The 17,011-nt window shown below is 65.4% G+C and carries 14 protein-coding genes and 1 pseudogene; 5 read left to right on the top strand and 10 right to left on the bottom strand.

Annotation, left to right across the window (positions count from 1 at the left end; genetic code table 11):
• Positions 1-13 precede the first annotated feature (13 nt).
• Positions 14-145 carry a DUF1993 family protein gene (locus MKK75_RS35940; RefSeq protein WP_279594244.1) on the top strand — a complete coding sequence of 44 codons (132 nt, stop codon included), beginning with the start codon at positions 14-16 and terminating at the stop codon, positions 143-145.
• Positions 146-252: 107 nt separating this feature from the next.
• Here the strand turns inward: MKK75_RS35940 and MKK75_RS30870 are convergent, their stop codons facing one another.
• Positions 253-2,394: a malate synthase G gene (locus MKK75_RS30870; protein WP_244046288.1), complete on the bottom strand. Its 2,142-nt coding sequence runs from the start codon at positions 2,392-2,394 to the stop codon at positions 253-255.
• A 141-nt stretch (positions 2,395-2,535) separates the two neighbouring features.
• Between MKK75_RS30870 and MKK75_RS30865 the strand changes: the two genes are divergently transcribed.
• Positions 2,536-3,456, top strand: coding sequence for a LysR family transcriptional regulator (locus tag MKK75_RS30865; protein WP_244046287.1), 921 nt, complete (start codon positions 2,536-2,538; stop codon positions 3,454-3,456).
• Positions 3,457-3,607: 151 nt separating this feature from the next.
• Here the strand turns inward: MKK75_RS30865 and MKK75_RS30860 are convergent, their stop codons facing one another.
• Positions 3,608-5,032 (bottom strand): phosphomannomutase, encoded by a 1,425-nt coding sequence (locus MKK75_RS30860; RefSeq protein WP_244046286.1) that lies wholly within the window; start codon positions 5,030-5,032, stop codon positions 3,608-3,610.
• A gap of 445 nt (positions 5,033-5,477) precedes the next feature.
• Here MKK75_RS30860 and MKK75_RS30855 point away from each other — a divergent pair, with 445 nt between their 5' ends.
• Positions 5,478-5,978 (top strand): hypothetical protein, encoded by a 501-nt coding sequence (locus tag MKK75_RS30855; protein ID WP_244046285.1) that lies wholly within the window; start codon positions 5,478-5,480, stop codon positions 5,976-5,978.
• 566 nt (positions 5,979-6,544) lie between these two features.
• Here MKK75_RS30855 and MKK75_RS30850 read toward each other — a convergent pair.
• Positions 6,545-7,183: pseudogene (locus tag MKK75_RS30850) on the bottom strand (DedA family protein); the annotation flags it as partial.
• 252 nt (positions 7,184-7,435) lie between these two features.
• A complete protein-coding gene (locus MKK75_RS30845) occupies positions 7,436-8,233 on the bottom strand; it encodes an ABC transporter permease (protein ID WP_244046291.1) in 798 nt (265 codons plus the stop codon).
• A 535-nt stretch (positions 8,234-8,768) separates the two neighbouring features.
• Here MKK75_RS30845 and MKK75_RS30840 point away from each other — a divergent pair.
• Both MKK75_RS30840 and MKK75_RS30835 read left to right on the top strand, forming a co-directional pair.
• Positions 8,769-9,770 (top strand): hypothetical protein, encoded by a 1,002-nt coding sequence (locus MKK75_RS30840; RefSeq protein ID WP_244046284.1) that lies wholly within the window; start codon positions 8,769-8,771, stop codon positions 9,768-9,770.
• A gap of 340 nt (positions 9,771-10,110) precedes the next feature.
• A complete protein-coding gene (locus MKK75_RS30835) occupies positions 10,111-11,154 on the top strand; it encodes a hypothetical protein (protein ID WP_244046283.1) in 1,044 nt (347 codons plus the stop codon).
• Between the two features lie 246 nt (positions 11,155-11,400).
• On the opposite strand, the gene MKK75_RS36505 is transcribed toward MKK75_RS30835, so the two are convergent.
• From MKK75_RS36505 to MKK75_RS30810, 6 genes are all read right to left on the bottom strand, one after another.
• Complete coding sequence (locus MKK75_RS36505) at positions 11,401-11,562, bottom strand: SPASM domain-containing protein (protein ID WP_409567636.1); 162 nt, start codon at positions 11,560-11,562, stop codon at positions 11,401-11,403.
• A 265-nt stretch (positions 11,563-11,827) separates the two neighbouring features.
• Positions 11,828-13,072 (bottom strand): capsule biosynthesis protein, encoded by a 1,245-nt coding sequence (locus MKK75_RS30830; protein WP_244046282.1) that lies wholly within the window; start codon positions 13,070-13,072, stop codon positions 11,828-11,830.
• A 276-nt stretch (positions 13,073-13,348) separates the two neighbouring features.
• Positions 13,349-14,197 (bottom strand): hypothetical protein, encoded by an 849-nt coding sequence (locus tag MKK75_RS30825; RefSeq protein ID WP_244046281.1) that lies wholly within the window; start codon positions 14,195-14,197, stop codon positions 13,349-13,351.
• A gap of 85 nt (positions 14,198-14,282) precedes the next feature.
• Positions 14,283-15,359 carry an FkbM family methyltransferase gene (locus MKK75_RS30820; RefSeq protein ID WP_244046280.1) on the bottom strand — a complete coding sequence of 359 codons (1,077 nt, stop codon included), beginning with the start codon at positions 15,357-15,359 and terminating at the stop codon, positions 14,283-14,285.
• 111 nt (positions 15,360-15,470) lie between these two features.
• A complete protein-coding gene (locus MKK75_RS30815) occupies positions 15,471-15,731 on the bottom strand; it encodes a hypothetical protein (RefSeq protein ID WP_244046279.1) in 261 nt (86 codons plus the stop codon).
• Between the two features lie 212 nt (positions 15,732-15,943).
• Positions 15,944-16,828, bottom strand: a complete 885-nt coding sequence (locus MKK75_RS30810) for a glycosyltransferase family 2 protein (protein ID WP_244046278.1) — start codon at positions 16,826-16,828, stop codon at positions 15,944-15,946.
• Between the last annotated feature and the right edge of the window lie 183 nt (positions 16,829-17,011).

Here is a 17,011-nt window from a genome sequence, read left to right as displayed (position 1 = left end):
GCGGGACTGGGCCCTGCCCCAGTTCTACTTCCACGTCGTCAGTGCCTACGCGATCCTGCGGAGTAAGGGCGTCGCGATCGGCAAGGCCGACTACGTGCCGCACATGTTCGCGTATCTCCGGACCGGCACACCGGCCCGGCCATAGGCAGCCTCACCCGACCCTGCATCCTGCTGGCGGACGGCTCACGTCGTGGTTTCGAAAAGTCGAGACCTTTCGCGGGTCCAGGGCTCGCCCTTTGGAAACCCGGGCTCTCAGGCCATCCGGCCTTTGGCCTCCCGGCGGAAGCGGTGCAGCACGAACTCGGTGTAGCCGTTCGGCTGCTGGGCGCCTTCGAAGATCAGGGCCTGCGCGGCCCGGAAGGCCGGCCCGTCGAAGCCCGGGGCCATCGGCCGGTAGGCCGGGTCGCCCGCATTCTGTCGGTCGACCACGCCTGCCATCCGCCGCAGCGCCACCTCGACCTGATCACGATCCACGATCCCGTGGCGCAGCCAGTTGGCGATGTGCTGGCTGGAGATCCGCAGGGTGGCCCGGTCCTCCATCAGGCCGACCTCGTGGATGTCCGGCACCTTCGAGCAGCCGACGCCCTGGTCGATCCAGCGGACCACGTAGCCCAGGATCCCCTGGCAGTTGTTGTCGAGTTCCTCCCGCACCGCCTCCGGCGCGAAGGCGCCCTCGGCGAGCGGCAGGGTCAGCATGGCGTCCCGGGTGGCGGGCGTCCGGGTGCGGAGCTCCGCTTGGCGGGCGCGGACATCCACCTGATGGTAGTGGAGCGCGTGCAGCGTTGCGGCGGTCGGCGACGGGACCCAGGCGGTGTTGGCGCCGGCCTCCGGATGGGCGCCCTTGGCGTCGAGCATCGCCGCCATCCGGTCGGGGGCGGCCCACATGCCCTTTCCGATCTGCGCGTGGCCCGGCAGGCCGCAGGCGAGGCCGGCATCGACGTTGCCGTCCTCGTAGGCCTTGATCCAGGCGGTCGCCTTCATGGCGTCCTTGCGGACCACCGGGCCGGCCTCCAGCGCTGTGTGGATCTCGTCGCCGGTCCGGTCGAGGAAGCCGGTGTTGATGAAGAACAGCCGGTCGGCGGCGGCCGCGATCGCCGCCTTGAGGTTGAGGGTCGTGCGCCGCTCCTCGTCCATCACGCCGATCTTGAGGGTCCGCGGCGCGAGGCCGACCAGCGCCTCGACCCGGCCGAACAACTCCACCGCGAAGGCGACCTCCTCCGGCCCGTGCAGCTTCGGCTTGACCATGTAGGCCGAGCCGGTGCGGCTGTTGCGCCGGGCTCCGTCGAGGTCGTGCCGGGCGATCAGCGCGGTCACCGCCGCGTCGAGGATCGTCTCGGGGATCTCGGCGCCGTCGAGGGTCACGGCGTCGGTAACCATGTGGTGGCCGACGTGGCGGACCAGCATCAGCGAGCGCCCCGGCAGGGTCAGGCTGCCGCCATCGGGGGCCGTGTAGACGCGGTCCTCGGCGAGCCGACGCTCGATCGTGCGGCCGCCCTTGGACAGGCTGGCGACGAGGTCGCCGCGCATCAGGCCGAGCCAGCTCCGGTAGACCGCGACCTTATCCGCCGCATCCACGGCGGCGACCGAATCCTCCATGTCCATGATGGTCGAGAGGGCGGATTCCAGCACCACGTCGGCGATGCCGGCCGGGTCGGTGCGGCCGATCGGGCTCGACCGGTCGATGACGATCTCGATGTGCAGGCCGTTGTGGCGCAGCAGCAGCGCGGTCGGCGCCGCGGCGTTGCCGGTGAAGCCCGCGAAGGCGGCCGAGCCGGTCAGGCCGGCATTGCGACCCGCCCCCAGATCGACGGCGAGCCGGCCGCCCGCCACCGAAAAGCCCACGGCATCCGCCCAGGAGCCGACGCTGAGCGGCGCGGCGGCGTCGAGGAACGCCTTGGTCCTGGCCACCACGGCGGTGCCGCGGGCCGGGTTGAAGGCGGTGCCGGGGGCGAGGTCGCCGTCCTGCGGGATCGCGTCGGTGCCGTACAGGGCGTCGTAGAGGCTGCCCCAGCGGGCGTTGGCGGCGTTCAGCGCGTAGCGGGCGTTCGAGATCGGCACCACGAGCTGCGGGCCGGCGATCTCCGCGATCTCCGCGTCCACGTTCTCGGTGGTCACCCGGACGGTGCCGGGCTCTGGCTGGAGGTAGCCGATCCGGGTCAGGAACGCCGCGTAGGCGGCCGGGTCGTGAGGCTGGCCGCGATGGTCCCGGTGCCAGGAATCGATGTCGGCCTGGAGCCCGTCGCGCCGGTCGAGCAGCGCCCGGTTGCGCGGGGCGAGATCCCGCACGATCGCCTCGAACCCCGACCAGAAGGTTTCCGCCGAGACGCCCGTCCCGGGCAGCGCCTCCTCGGCCAGGAAGGTGCGGAGGTCCTCGGCGACGACGAGATTCGACATGGCGCTCTCCTGAGCATGGGCCGCGGCCGTCAGAAAAACTCGAACGGCGGCTGAAATTTTTTTGAGGTTCTTTGAGATAGGCTCCTTGGCACCTGCGAAAAAGGCAGCAAAACGGATTTGATTCTTTCCGCAGCGTTGAGAATGCACGATCACAGCGACTTGGAGATTTTCGCCCGCGTGGTCCGCACCGGCAGCCTGACGCAGGCCGGTTCGGAACTCGGCCTGTCGGTCGCGGTGGTGTCGAAGCGGCTGAAGCGGCTGGAGGAAAGGCTCGCCGTGCGCCTGCTGCACCGGATCACCCGGCGGGTCGCTCCGACCGATATTGGCACGGCGTTCTTCGAGCGGATCGCCCCGATTGTCGACGCGATCGCGGAGGCCGAGAGCCTCGTGTCCCAGAACGCCACCCGGGCCCGGGGGACCCTGCGGGTGACGGCGCCGAGCTCCTTCGGACGTCTGCACATCGTCCCGCACCTGCGGGCCTTCTTCGCCCTCCATCCCGACCTCGTGCTCAACCTGGAGCTGAGCGACGATTTCGAATCGATCGTGGAGCGCGGCTACGACCTCGCGATCCGGGTCGGCGCGCTGGAGAGTTCCGGGCTGACGGCGGTGCGGCTCGCGCCGGTGCGACGGGTCCTGTGCGCGCGGCCGAGCTACCTCGACGCGGTGGGCCGCCCGAAGATCCTGGACGACCTGCGCGGCCATGTCTGCCTCGCCACGGAGAACCAGAATCCCTGGCGGCTCGTCGGGCCGGAGGGGCCCTGCACGGTCAGTGCGTTGGGTCCTCTGCGGACCCATTCCAACGAGGTGGTGCGGGAGGCGGTGATCGGCGGCCTCGGGATCGCGCTGCGCTCGACCTGGGACGTCCACGCGGAACTGCGCGACGGGGCGCTGGAGGTGGTGCTACCGGCCTACGCGGCGGCGGCCTCGGCGGGGATCTTCGCGGTCTATCCGAGCCGGGCCTTCGTGCCGGCCAAGACCCGGGCGTTCATCACTTTTCTCAAGCAGGTCTACCGGTCGAGCAACGCCGGTGCGGCGGTGGGCGACAGCCCCGGCGCGTCCTGACGAAGTGCTGCGAAAGTCTTGGTTTCAAAAGGCCGAAGCCTTTTGCGGGTGCAGGGCAGCGTCCTGTTGTCGGGCCTCGCCCGATCGTCGGGCTCCGCCCCGACACCCCGCCAAAGGGCGTAGCCCTTTGGAAACCCGGGTCGCGGCCGGCCTAGTCGGCCATGGCGGCGGCGGCGGCTCCGAGCCCCCAGCGGACGAGGTCCTGGGCCTCGCGCTCCGATTTCGCCTCGGCATAGCAACGCAACTCCGGGGCGTTACCCGAGGCGCGGAAATGGATCGTCCGGCCGCTGTCGAGCCCGATCCGGACCCCGTCCTGCCGGTCGACATCCTGCGGCACGCCGACCGGCTTTAGAAAGGTGCTCCGAAAAGCTGCGTCGCCGAGCCGTTCGAGGAAGGCGCCGCTCCGCTCGGAGGGCGTGTTGGGCAGCCGGTCGCTCGCCATCTCGCCGGCGTCGAGCGAGGCCACGAGGTCCGCCAGCGACCTGCCGGCCGCCCGCGCCGCCGCGAGGGTGGCCAGGATCGGCAGCATCGCGTCCCGGGTCGACAGGGCGGGCAGCACCCGGCCGTCCCGGGTGACGTCCGATCCGAGCAGGAACCCGCCATTCGCCTCGAACCCGACGACGATCCCCGCCCCGGCGGCCTTCGCCTGCTCCATGCCCGCGATGACGAAGGGCGAGCCCACCCGGGTGCGCAGCACCTGCCGGAAGCCGCCCGCCTGTTCGAGCGCCGAGCCGGCCGTGACCGGAACCACGACCGTGTCGGCACCGAGGAACCGCGCGGTGATCAGCCCGAGCACGTCTCCCCGCACGATCCGCCCCGAGCCGTCGGCGATCAGGGGCCGGTCGGCGTCGCCGTCGGTGGTCACGAGGGCGTCGTAGGCGCCGGACGCCATGACGTCGGCGATCGTGGCGATGTCCTCCGGGCGATGCGCCTCGGTGTCGATCGGCACGAAGGTGTCGGACCGGCCGACCGGCGTCACCGCTGCGCCGAACCCGGCGAGCAGCTCGGCCAGCAGATCGCGGGCGACCGAGCTCTGCTGGTAGACCGCGACGCGCAGGCCCTGCAGGAGGTCGGGCGCGAAGGCCGCACCGTAGCGCTGGCGGTAGCGGGTGATGGCGTCGGGGTCGTACGAGGTCGAATCCGGCAAGGCGCCGACTGCCTCCATGTCGCCGACCGCCTCCATGTCGCCGAGCGCCTTCAGGATCGCCGCCTCGTCGGCCTTGGTGATCTCGCCCTCGGGCCGGTAGAATTTGAGGCCGTTGCGGTCCTCCGGGATGTGGCTGCCCGTCACCATGACCGCGCAGGCACCGCGCCGCATCGCTTCGAGGGCGAGCGCCGGCGTCGGGAGCGCGCCGCAGTCGATCGCCGTGAAGCCCATCGCCGCCGCGGCGCTCGCCACCGTCGCGGCGATGCCCGGGCTGCTGTCGCGCAGGTCGCGCCCGATCACCACTTCGCGGCGGTCCCCGCCTGTGGGGACGGATCGGAAGAACGCGCAGGCATAGGCGTAGCTCGGCCCGCCCACGAGATCCGTCACGAGGCCGCGCAGGCCGCTAGTCCCGAATTTTATGCTGCTCACGGCGATTCCAGAAGCCCAGACTGCGTTGATTTGGCGCGACTGATGCCGCGAATCACATCCGATCACAATGCGCAATGGCCAGCGCCGACCTCCGCAGTCGACCGCCGACGGTCTGATCAGCGAGGCCTAGATCCGGCGACCGGCGCAGTCCGGAGCGCGTTGCTGCGAACACACCGCATCGCCCGACGCGACATCCTTTCCGCTTTCGTGATGCTGCAGCGACGTCATCCGGATTGCCCTCCGTCGACGTGGATACCGGTCCGGTGCAGGAGAGTGCGTCGCAACAAGATCTCAGAGCTGCGCGAGATTGCAACGCGATCGGGCGCGGCTCAAGCATTTGATCGACGGACTTGGCGGATTCTTGCGTTTGGCCGCACCCGTCGATTGACGTTGCGAGCGGCTTATGGCCAAGCCCTCACACGGTGCAGCTTTTGAGAACGGTACGATGGCGGGAGACGACACGCTGGCGAAAGCCCTGGCCGATGTGCGGCAGCGGCGGGCTGATCTCCAGGCCGATTACGAGCGGATCACGACCGAGCTGAACAAGCTTCGGAGCGCCGAAAGGTCCCTGGCCGTCATCGTCGAGGGCGCAGCGCCCGAAGAGACGGGCGCGTTTCCCGGCTCCGAGACGCCGAACGAAACATCCGCCCGCCCCCGGCGGACCACTGGCCGCGGCAGCCGCGGACCCCGGACGAACTCAGCGAAGGGACGATTGAAGGCGCTCCTCGAAGAGACCGGGCCGCAGGGTTTGTCGCACGCCGAGATCGAGCAGCGGCTGCCCGACGTCGCATCGAATACATTGAATACGTATCTCAGTATGATGGTTACCGGGGGAGAGGCCGTACGCCGGGGCGACTTCTACGTGGCCGCCGCGCCCGCGTCTGGGGACGAGGCTGGCCCCGACGACGAGGCGGATGCGGATGAGGGGAGCGAATCGGGCGCTTAGAGCCGCGTGTGACCGCAATGCGATCACGACCGGCCCCGAGGTGTTGATTTGATGCGCTCGCGCGCGCCGAACCGGACTCCATGTCGACGCAGCGCGCCATAACGTCCGGTCGGCTCATCCTTCTCGGCTCGGCGCCCCATCGCGCGTCGGGGTCGTCAGGCCGTCAGGCCGGTCGGATCGGTGGCGCCCGCTTGCGTGCGCGGGTACCGCACGCGCTCGCGGAGGCGTAGCAGAAGGACGGCGAGGACGGACAGGAACAGCCCGATCCCGACGATGCCGATCCGGTCGACGAGGTGACCGTAGAGACCGCCGGTCACGCCATCGCGCCACGAGGCCACGGTCATGCCGGCGGTCGCCAGCAGGAGCAGCAGCGGAGCTTTGAACCACCACGGGATGGACGTGACAGGGTCCCGTCCGACGATGGGGGCGCTCGCATCCGCCTGGCTCTGGCGCCGCTCTGCGTGATCCCGCAAGCTCTGCTGCACCGGCCGGCCGCGATCCGGGTCCGCCGACCTGACGTCGTTCCGCCCGGCGGGCGCCGCTGCCCCCGCCCCGCTCCATCCTTCCGAGAGCGGCCCCGGAATCGCGGCTTCGGCGGCGATCATCAGCCGCGCCTCGTGCCGGCGCATGAACAGCCACAGCGCGACCGCCCCGAGCAGGACGAAGGCCAGCAATCCGAGGCCGACCGGTCCCATGACGTTCTCGATGGAACGACCGCAGAGATAGGCGCCGAACCCCATGATCGAGGCCCAGGCCACGCCGCCGAGGGCGTTGAAGATCATGAAGCGGCGAGCATCCAGCTTGTTCACACCGGCGAGCACCGCCGCGTAGGCTCGCAGCATCGCGGTGAAGCGGCCGAAGAAGACGATCTTCCCGCCGTGGCGGCGGAATAGGTACTGGCCGAGCTTGAGCCGGCCATGATCGAGGCCGATGAGGTGGCCCTTCCGAAGCAGCAACGGCAGGCCCCAGCGGCGGCCGACCCAGTAGCCGGCATTGTCACCCAGGATGGCGGCGATCGCCGCGATGCCCACGACCACGGCGATGTTGATGTTGCCGGTACTGCCGGCATAGGCCGCCGCCGTCAGCAGGACCGTCTCACCGGGCAGGGGTAGCCCGGCGCTCTCCAGCGTGACGATGATGAAGATGGCGAGGTAGCCATAGTGCGCGATCAAGTCGGTGATCGGCAGATCGTGCAAGAAAGCCACCGGCAGGTCCTAAGTTGGGAGCGCACGGACGGTTGGCTCCGGGAAGGTGGCGGTACTGAGGCGCGGGACGCATCGGCCCGATACGGTGCTGCCGTGTCCGAGTCTGACGGGCGCAGTGCCCATTCAATCGGAAGACTTCGTGAAGTCGCGATCAGCAGGGTGTGCAGGATCGCGCTTCATCGCACATGACCGAAGCTAAACCGCGCGGTCCGACGGAAGGTCGACGCGCAGTTCCCGCTTTCGACCCATGGCTCAACCAGCCTGCATCTTGCTGACAACATGCTTGATCAGGAACAGGCCGATGACCGTCGAGGTCAAACCAAACAAGATGACGTATAGGTAGTCAATCTGCAGGCCGGCGTAGGGGTAATAGGCCGAGCGAACCCACTCGGCGATCTGGAGAGCAGGATTGTATTTAATCCAATAATAAATCTGATCAGGCAGGTAGCTCGGCATGAACATCACGCCGCTCGAGACGTACAAGAGAATACTAAACAGCGCATAGCCGAGCAACCAGCCCGGGAAGAAGCCGATGATGGCAACGTTGATCGTTCCGACCCCGACACCGAGGATGATCGCTGCCAGGTACCCGCATACCGCGGTCAGGGGACTCGAAGGGATCGGATTGACACCCATCATGAACAGGACCGAACTGACGACGAGGAGGGCGAGGAAACCCGTCACAATCTCTACAAGTATGCGAGAAAAAATCAGGTCAAATAACTTGACTTGCGGATAATATGTCAGCGGCCGGTTCATGATGACAGATTTCATGACTTCGCGAGAGATGTATTGAAAGACGAGTACGGGTACCGCGCCGGTGGCGAAAAATAGGGCCCGATCGTCGCCCAGCGGCGCCGGGACCTTCTGAAAGGTGTAGATGGTGATGAGCATGAAGACGTGTACGCAGGGCCAGAGGACGACGACGGCGTAGCCCCAGATCGATCCTCCGAACCGGGTGCGCATATCGCGCAGGATCAGCGCGTGCAGGACGTGCAGATACGAGTCGAGCGGATTTCGCTGCGTATGAGCCTGTATGGCGACGGACATGGGACCAATCCTCGATTTGGGCGAGCCATCGCAAAAAAGATTGGCGAAACTGCGTTGCCGTGGACCTGGCGCGTCCTCGTGAGGATCGCCACTCTGGGCGATCCGGCTACCGAAAGCCGCACTCATGAGAGTGATCCGAGCGACCGGGAAGACCCTCACGAATCGGTGTCGGTGGACGAAATCAGGTGACTTCCTCCCCTCTCTGATACACCGCGGGCCGCTCTCGATCTGCGGCTTCGCCGGTGGCGCGGGCTCATCAGATCAGGGATAGAAGCCCGAGCGTCGCTCTGCCGCTACAATGCGCGTCGAGGTCTTGCATCGCCGAGCGATGCAAACCACTCCTTCAAGCCTCGCGGGGACGCGTAGAAGCGATGAGCTAGGCTGCAACACTGTGACGCCGCGACGCCGCGCTCGCGAGGGCCGCTTCGGCATCGACGAACGACGCCCCAGTCCCGAGTCGATCGGGACGTATGGCGGGCGCGGGTCGCCTCGCCCAGGCGGACGCTTATGAAACGTCTTCAATTCGGATCGCGCAATGGCCAGTTCAGAAGAGGTCCATGTCGGAAAGCACGGCTGTCTGTTCCTGTTGCAGGGGACCAACAATGTCAAATCGCAATATGTCAACTCTCCGGAGGCACAGTTCTTTCTGATTCATTGGCGGCTCATGATTTTGCAGCGGGAGAGACGTCTGCGCGCTCTCCGTATACCCTACAAACACATCATGATGCCCGAGAAGATCACGATTTATGACAATGATCTAAAAGATATTGACATCGACTGGCGCATGTCTCCGGGTTATCGGCTGTATCATAGGGATGAATACTACAAGGTCTTTCCACTTCGCCGCCTGCGGATCGATCAATACTTAAGACGCCGGGCCCGGTGGCGCGGAACGCTGATCGAGTTGATCGGACCGATGCGGAGCCGGCGAGACGAGCAGAACCTGTTCTACCGGACCGATAGCCATCTGTCGTTTGCCGGTCGAATCGTAGCCTACCGCGAGATCTGCCGGGCGATCAATGCCGAACCGGTCCGGGATTTCTGGGAGCGACCGACCACCTACCACGCCGGCTGGGCCGGGGATCTCGGCAGCGCTTTCGACCCGCCCCGCTATGAGGGTACCACGCTTCATCACATCCAGCGCGATGCAGTCCGCGTGTACGCAAGCCCGATCGTCAATCACATGGAGCGCCGTGGGCTCGACGGAACGCTCCACACAGGGGCGCACGTCATCTACCAGAATGCCCGGGCCACCGATCCCCGGCGCGTGGTCCTGTTCGGGGACAGCTACGCGAACTTCATGCCGATCGGGCTCACAATCATGCTGGCCGAGACATTCCGGGAACTGCATTTCATCTGGAGCACGCAGCTCGACTATGGCTACATCGAGCGCGTACGCCCTGATTTGGTCCTGACGGAGATGTCCGAGCGCTTCGTCTTTCGGCCCGCGGATGACGCCTGGAATTTGGAACGTTATGCGCAGCACCGCTATGCGGCTGAATTGGCGGACGCTCCGGCAGTAGCTCATACAGCTTGAATCCCGTCCGGCGGCGGTGTGCGCTCGGCGTACGGCCCGGGCGGAGACCCGGGCGGGAGCTGCGCTCCGGCAAAGGGGCCTTTGCGGCTGAGATACGAACTGGTAAGTCGCCGCGTCGATACCATTCCACCGGCATAGGCCAAGGCCGCGGGCCAGCGCGAGAGCCCTTCCCGGTGGAGTGCCCTTCCCGGCGTGGTGCCCTACTCCAACGCGCGGGCCTGCGTCACGAAGGGCACGGCCGTCCCGGATTGCGCTGTGATCGGGAATGGCGCTAGGCCTGAAGTCGCAGACCATGGCCGATCGCCAGCCCCCGCGACGCAGAGATGATTAGAGCCCAACGGTGCGCTTCTTCATTGATCACGACGATGGCCTATCGATCCGCGGCTGGATCGTGCCCGACAATCAACTCGCGATCAGTCGTGTGATCGTCTCCGTCGAGGGGCGTCGCGTCGCGGAGGTTGCGGCGAGCCTCAGTGATCCGACGTTCAAGAACAACGGCTGGCATGCGACGGGCCAATGTATCTTCGTCGTGACCGAAGTCGACGTTCCTGGCCTCGCAGGCCTGGAGCGGCTGGAATTGTACGACGCCGATACAAACGTGCTGGTTCACCGACGCGTCCCCACGGCCGATCTGCTACAACGCCGCATGTGCCTGATCAACACCGGAATTGCTCCGGAGACGGCGTTGCAGAACGTGCTGTTCCCTCATTTCGAGCGCAGCTACTTCGGCATGCATCGAATGTCGGATGAAATCCTGTCCAGCCTCTTCATGAATGCCGCGCATTCGGTCCTGTTGTCTGGTGCGGTGGTAATTCCGCGCTATGAGAACTTCATGACGCCGGATGTCATGCTCACGGCGCTTCTCATCCAAGATCCGTACATCGAGATGGCGACCCGCCTGCAATGGTTGCAGGCGCGCGCCGGCGACGCGGTCGATCCGACCCACAGCTGGCAACTCGGGCCGCTGGCCGAGGCCGCTGCCTTCATGGGCGACCACGATCTCGTCGACGCCAAGAGCCTCAAGCGCATCTTCCGCATGCTTCCGGAGCCGGCCTACCGGCTGCTCTACAATCCTCTCACCCGGCAATTGGGAACCCGCATGCCGGAGGACCGGCTGCATCCGGGCAATTCCATCGCTGCGATCGAAGTCCTGTCGCGGGTCGGGATCGTCGGACACAAGGCTCGCTTCGGCGCCTTCGCCCGGTCGCTCTTCGACCAGCTCGAACTCGACGTGCCGCTTCCGGACATGCCCAGCCCGCCCGACTCCGTGCGGGATCTGGCTCAGCAACTCCGTACCATCCGGGCCGTGGACGAGATGCTGGTCTTCGACATCGCGATATCCGACGCGGTCAAAGACATCGTCGACAAGCATTGGGACGCTTGAAGCGATACTCGACGGTGCCGCGCGCCCTGCTGTCGGTGCCCTTGCTCGGACGCGCTCCCTCGCGTCCGAGCCGACCCCCCATCGCCGAGGACGCGCTGCCGTGAGCCGGCGCTGGCGTTTCGGCGGCTCACGGGGCTCGGTCGATGACAGCCGCGCCCGATCGCATTGCAATCGCGCGTAGCTCTCAGCCTTTGTCGTGACGCGCGCTCTTGCGCCGAACCGGTGTCCGCTTCGGCGCAGACCGCTTCAATGCGTTGCCAACCGCGTCTCCGCTTCGTGGATCATGTAGCTATCGCGATCATTGATGTCGCGGATGATCGGGCACGTCTTGCAAGCTGGTGGCGGATTGGGGGAATTCACCGACCAGCGCAGCTCCTGATAGCGCGGGCCGTTCCAGATTTTTTCCAACCGTTACGGAAACGATCCCGATTGATCCGATCCTAAGCCTCGCTGTGTCATGGCAGAGGTCATGCGGTGCGCGGGCAATCGCATCCAGGAGGGCGGCGGGCGTACCGCGACGGGGAGGCAGCTCGATCGAGCCGACCGGGCTGACCGAACGGGCATGACGGCGGTCAAACGCTGAGACGGGGCCTTGATCACCAAACAGGAGGCTTACTCTTCCCCATCCCTGCCTTGCCCACCCCTTTCGGATCCGGCGCACAGGGTTTGAGGTTCAGTCGAACAAGACCTTGCGCGCAAACATGGTCGCCGCGAACAGCACGGCGGAGCCCGCGGCGATGAGGCTGATCATGAGGACTCTGCGCGGTTCCGTCGACGACTCGGCTCGGGCAGGCTCCGTGATCGGGCTGAAGAACGCAACCTGTTGCGTGGAAAGGATTCGCGCGCGTTCCGTAGCCTTGCGAACCTCTTCGAGATACGTCTCGGCTTCCCGCCGCTTCTGGCTTAAATCCTCGAAGCGCGTCAGCGCGTCGGAAAGGCGCCGCTTCTGCTCCGGATTTGCCGTTGCGGTCTGCTGCTCGATAAGTGCAATATTGTCATTCAGATCGCGTATCTTCTGTTTGAGATCGATGATCTGACGTGATTGCGATCCGAGATCGCGCTGTCCGACTGCAAGTTGAATGGACAGGTTGATGCGCTGGGACCTGAGTTCATCAAGGACCTTGAGATTGGCCTCGTTGGCCTTCTTGGCGTCCAAGACCCCGTCACGATTGCGCGCTTCGGTCAAGGCGAGGTTGATCTTGGCCAAGCGCTCGCCCGCGATCTTCAATTCACGGTCGCTTTCGACGAGGGCATCCTGGCGCGCGGCCCTGCTGAGGTCGTTCACCATCCGCTCCGCCTCCTTCATCACGGCCTTGGTGACCGCTAAGGATTCGTCGGGGTCAAACGCTTCGACCGACAAGGTGAGCACGCCGGTGGTCTGTTCGACATCGATGGAGACGCGTCGCTTCCAGTAGCGCAAGAATTTCTCGATCGACTTCTCCGGATCGAAGCGCGAGAACATATCGATGTCGTCTCGACCGTACCATTCGCGAAGCGGAAGCTGCGCCTGAAGGGCCTCCACCATCGGGCGGCTTCGCAGGTATTCGAGCGTGACCAATGTGTCTTGCGCCAGCATCTCCTTGGGTATGCCGGCGTTCGTACCGACCGAGTCCGGGGCTGCCTTGTCGGCGGTCCCGATCGTCGGGCGGATGACGAACTGAGTTTCGGTCACGTATCGATCCGAGGCGATCAACCCGTAATACACGGCCCCTGCCAGCGTCGGCAGCACGAAGCAGAGCGCGAACAGCACCGGCAGCCAATGGTCCTGCTTGACGTGGCTCTGATACGACCGAATGCCGGATTTCGTGTCGAGAAAGCCTGGGACGCGCGCGATCTGGCGCAGCGCGCCCGTGACGAGGTTCCGCTGCTCGTTTAACGCGACGGACTCGCCGTGAGACTTACGCGCGCCGTTGCTCATGGAGGACTCCGGTCGTGGCTTCGGGGACTTCACGGCGTAGATGGTCGGCGCCAGCATCGCGGAATGAACCCACCGGACGCAGTTGCAGCGAGAAGCGGCAAAACCATGTCGAACGACATTTGCCGGATCGCGATGTCGCCGTCCGGCAGCCGGAGGTCGCGGCGCGAACCTGCCGGTATTCCTGGTCACGCGCTCGGGTCGGCCGATGCGGTCCCGACGCGGTAAGGGGGCGGAGCGGCGCCATGGCCCGGCTGCGCCGCTCTCGACGGGGCGAGCCTATCGGCGGCGACGCCCGTTCGCGAAGAACCGCTGCAGGCGATGCGTGAGGCCACCCGAACCGCAATCATACGGCGTCAATCCCCGGTCGGATGCGCGGACGTCCGGTGGGATATCCTCGCGGGTCCACGTCGTCAGGCGCCTGACAACCCGCGCCGGGGCGCCGACGGCAACGCAGCCGGTCGGAATTGTCTTGGTGACGACGGCTCTTGATCCGACCACCGCATTGTCGGCGATCCGCGCTCCGGGATTGATCAAGACGTCGGAACCCAGCCAGACATGCGTGCCGATCGTCACGACGCTGCCGAACCTGTTGAGGCGCTTCAGGCTGACGTGATCAAAGATGGCATGCATATCATCGGTGTTGATCTTGACATTACTTGACCATAGATTGTCGTCTCCGACATAGATCAATCCACCGTTGCGGGCGTCCAGATTTGCGGCGTGAATGGCGAAGATATTTCCGGCCAGGACGATCATCGAGTCGTTCGTGCAGATGATCGTGCCGTTCGGCAGGCTGCTCTGGGCGCCGAGATAGATCGCTGACCCGACGCCCCCGATCAGAATTTGATTCGGCAGCGTGCAGTTCGAACTGACGATGACGATCGCATCCCGGGGCGGGTTCGGGCCGACAAAGGCGGGCGAAGGGATTCTGACCCCCGCCGGGGCAACGAGGATGTTGTTACCCGCATGCCACCAATCGGGCATGTCCTCCATCTGCACGGACAGGTTTTTCTGAAGCCCGATTTCCTCCGCCGCGTGCGGGAGCCTCACGCGCAGACGGGTGAGGATCTTGCCGTACGCGTCGGCCACCGACCGCGATGGCGTGGGCCCGATTCCGTTCTGCATCCACCCATTCTCTCAATCGCTGCTCCCGCATCCCTGTCGCGGCCGGATCGGCAAGCTCGAGCAGGTGATGTCAAACGAGCTGGCCCTAGTAGATTTCAACTTCATCCAGATGAAGGTAGCCGCGCTCCTGCAGCTGGAGTCGAACGTAGCGGGCGGATGGTCCTGCCAACATAACGCGCAGCGGACGGCCGTCCTTGCCACCGAACGTATAGCCCGCCTGATCGTGCACGAGGGTCCACGTTTCGCCGTCGACCGAGAGAAGAACCTGTAGCGTCCGGGCCCTTTCCCGGCCGCTATCCACCCGATTGTAGACTCTCACCTCGCGGAGCGGGCGGATTTCCTGGAGATCGACCTGCCACCACGGTCGCTCCTCCTCGCCGGTATGGAAGCCGAAATATCCGGAGATATGGCCGTTGACGCCTCCGCCCGGGCCACGCGCGGCTAGAAAATTGTCCGACCACTCGCTCCAGCTGCTCTGCGTGGCCGGCCTGTTGAGCGCGCGATTGCCGTCGTAGGTCGGGAGCGGTTGCGGCTCGCCTTTCTCGCGCCGGAAGAACGCATCTCCGTTCCCGTTCTCATCCAGGCTGAGCCAATGCATCAGGAGCCCGAATGGCGCCAGGAAATCCGTGATCTCGCTCAAGCTGCAGCCGCCCGTGTAGAGCGGCCTCAGGCTGGCTTCGACGAAGACGCCATCCACGAAGGGCAGGCTCGCGCGCGCCCCGCGCAGAACGTGCAGATCGGCACCTTGGGTGTCGATGACCCACAGGTTGGGAACGCGACCCGGACTGTGAACCTCGATCAGGCGATCGACGGTCGTCGTCTCCATCGTCTCGACGCCCGTGAAGGTCACGCCCGGGTACAGGCGGGCATGAAGGCCGAGGTTCAGGAAGCTCGATGACTGCCCGCCGTTGCTGGCGACGTTGAAGTTCACGGATGTCCCCTCGGCATCGGAGCAGACAGCCTTGATCGCGTGGTGACCGGGCATCGACTCGAGGTTCTGTCTCAGGATCTCGAAGACGCTCGAGATGGGCTCGACGTAGAAGCAGGGGCTGGCACCGGCCGCCTGATAGTCGAAGCGCTCCTGTCCCTCGCTGGCGCCGATATGCAGGATGCTTTCAACCGGCAGGAAGGCCGCATCCATCGCGGCGAGCTGATCGAGCATTTTGACATCCTCGTCTGAACCATGCGCGTCATGATGCGCTTCGCGCCACGCCGTGGAGGGTCCGCGTGTCGTTTTCTGGTGGGGCGCGCGTTCAGCGCGGTATCGATGTTCTCATCCGTGCGCGCTTTTCAAATAGTGGTGTGCCAGGATGGCTGCTTTTTTGATCTGAGATTGCTTGATGAGCGTCAAGTCTCGAAATTTCTTCTGACTGAACAGGCGGATGTAGATTTGTTCGTCAGTTTTTGCGTCGAAAACACCGATCAATGTGAGGGCGTCGCTTGCGTGCTGCACGATCGCGTCAGCGTTGACGGCCTCCGGATCGAGGCATGCATGCAGCCATTCTTTGAACGAGGCTTCATCGAAAGCTGTCATTCGTTAGCAATCACGCTTGATCATGTATGGTCTCTTCGATCCGGGGCGCCCCGTCCCAGGCTGCGATCGGCCGGCTATAACGCACACCATCCAGAAGCCGGAAGCCATTTCCGTATCCGAGTTTGGTCCGATCCGGGGCGCTGCCGCTCTGGGCTGGTGCGTCGATTCCGACTGCGGAATCGCGGCCCGACACACCATCGTCTCGCAGGACATTAGCCGGTCATCTGCTTGAGCTTCGCGCGAAGCATCGGTTGGAACCGGCGGATCGAGCGATCTTCGACCTCGTTCCGGTCGAGCAACTGCCATCGAAGATCCCGATCGGCCATCCGTGAAACGTTCGGCGCGTCCGCCCTCGGGTGGCGCATGCGCCTGTCAAACTCGGACCGCGTCTTGGCTTGATAGTGATTGAGTTGGATGCCGTCATACACGATCCGATCGGCTGAGCCGATCGTGCCCGGGGCGACGTCCGTAAAGTCCGACAGGGTTCTCCGACCCGTTCGCGTCTCGAGTTCGTGGATGTTGACCTGTCGGATCTGCGCGGTTCTGGCCAGCGTCTTGTAATGGGCTTGGTACTGCCAATCTGCCTCGGCGCACCGGACGAACGCCTCCGTAACGAGGTCGTAGCCAGGCTCGGTCAGGCCTGATGAGCCGAATGAGCGCCAGTTGATGTGAACAGCCGAGACGTCATCCGGGACCCGGGCGATGAAGGCCTGAACGGAGCCGTCGCGCCATGGAACGAGAAATTCGTCGATGTCGAAGAACGCGACCCAGGGTGTGCGAACGAACGGCAGCGCGGCCGCATAAGCCGCGATCTGCGGGGATCCGCCATGCGCTTCGGGTACCGCGTGGAGGGAGACGGCCTGCGTGCGCATCGCCGCGCGTCGAACGATTGCGCCCGTCTCATCCGCGCTGCCGTGATCGAACACGAGGATGCGCTCGAAGCCGATGGCGAGATGGAAGGCCAGCCACTCGGCGATGTAGGGGCCTTCGTCCCGCGCGACCGCGACCAGCGTGCATGCGTGCCTTCGTCGACCGCGCGCGAAGCGGGCGGTCGCACGAAGGCTGTTCGTCAACTGTTCAAGGCGGGCGCGTATCATCGTGCGCGTCTGATAGCGGTCTCGAAGGCAGCGCTGGCCATAAGTACCCGATAAGGACCCGACTCGCGTTCGCCGGTCTCTGGATCAACCCCTCGCGAGGGGCGGTGCCGACATCTGAGGCTCCTTAGCAACGTCGCCCTCCGCCAGCAACGCGCCTGCCCGTCTGGGTGTGGCTCCAACGGA

Source organism: Methylobacterium sp. J-030, from assembly GCF_022829545.1.
Classification (GTDB): domain Bacteria; phylum Pseudomonadota; class Alphaproteobacteria; order Rhizobiales; family Beijerinckiaceae; genus Methylobacterium.
The sequence above is the reverse complement of the archived record's forward strand: the minus strand, read 5'-3'. Positions and strand labels throughout refer to the sequence as shown.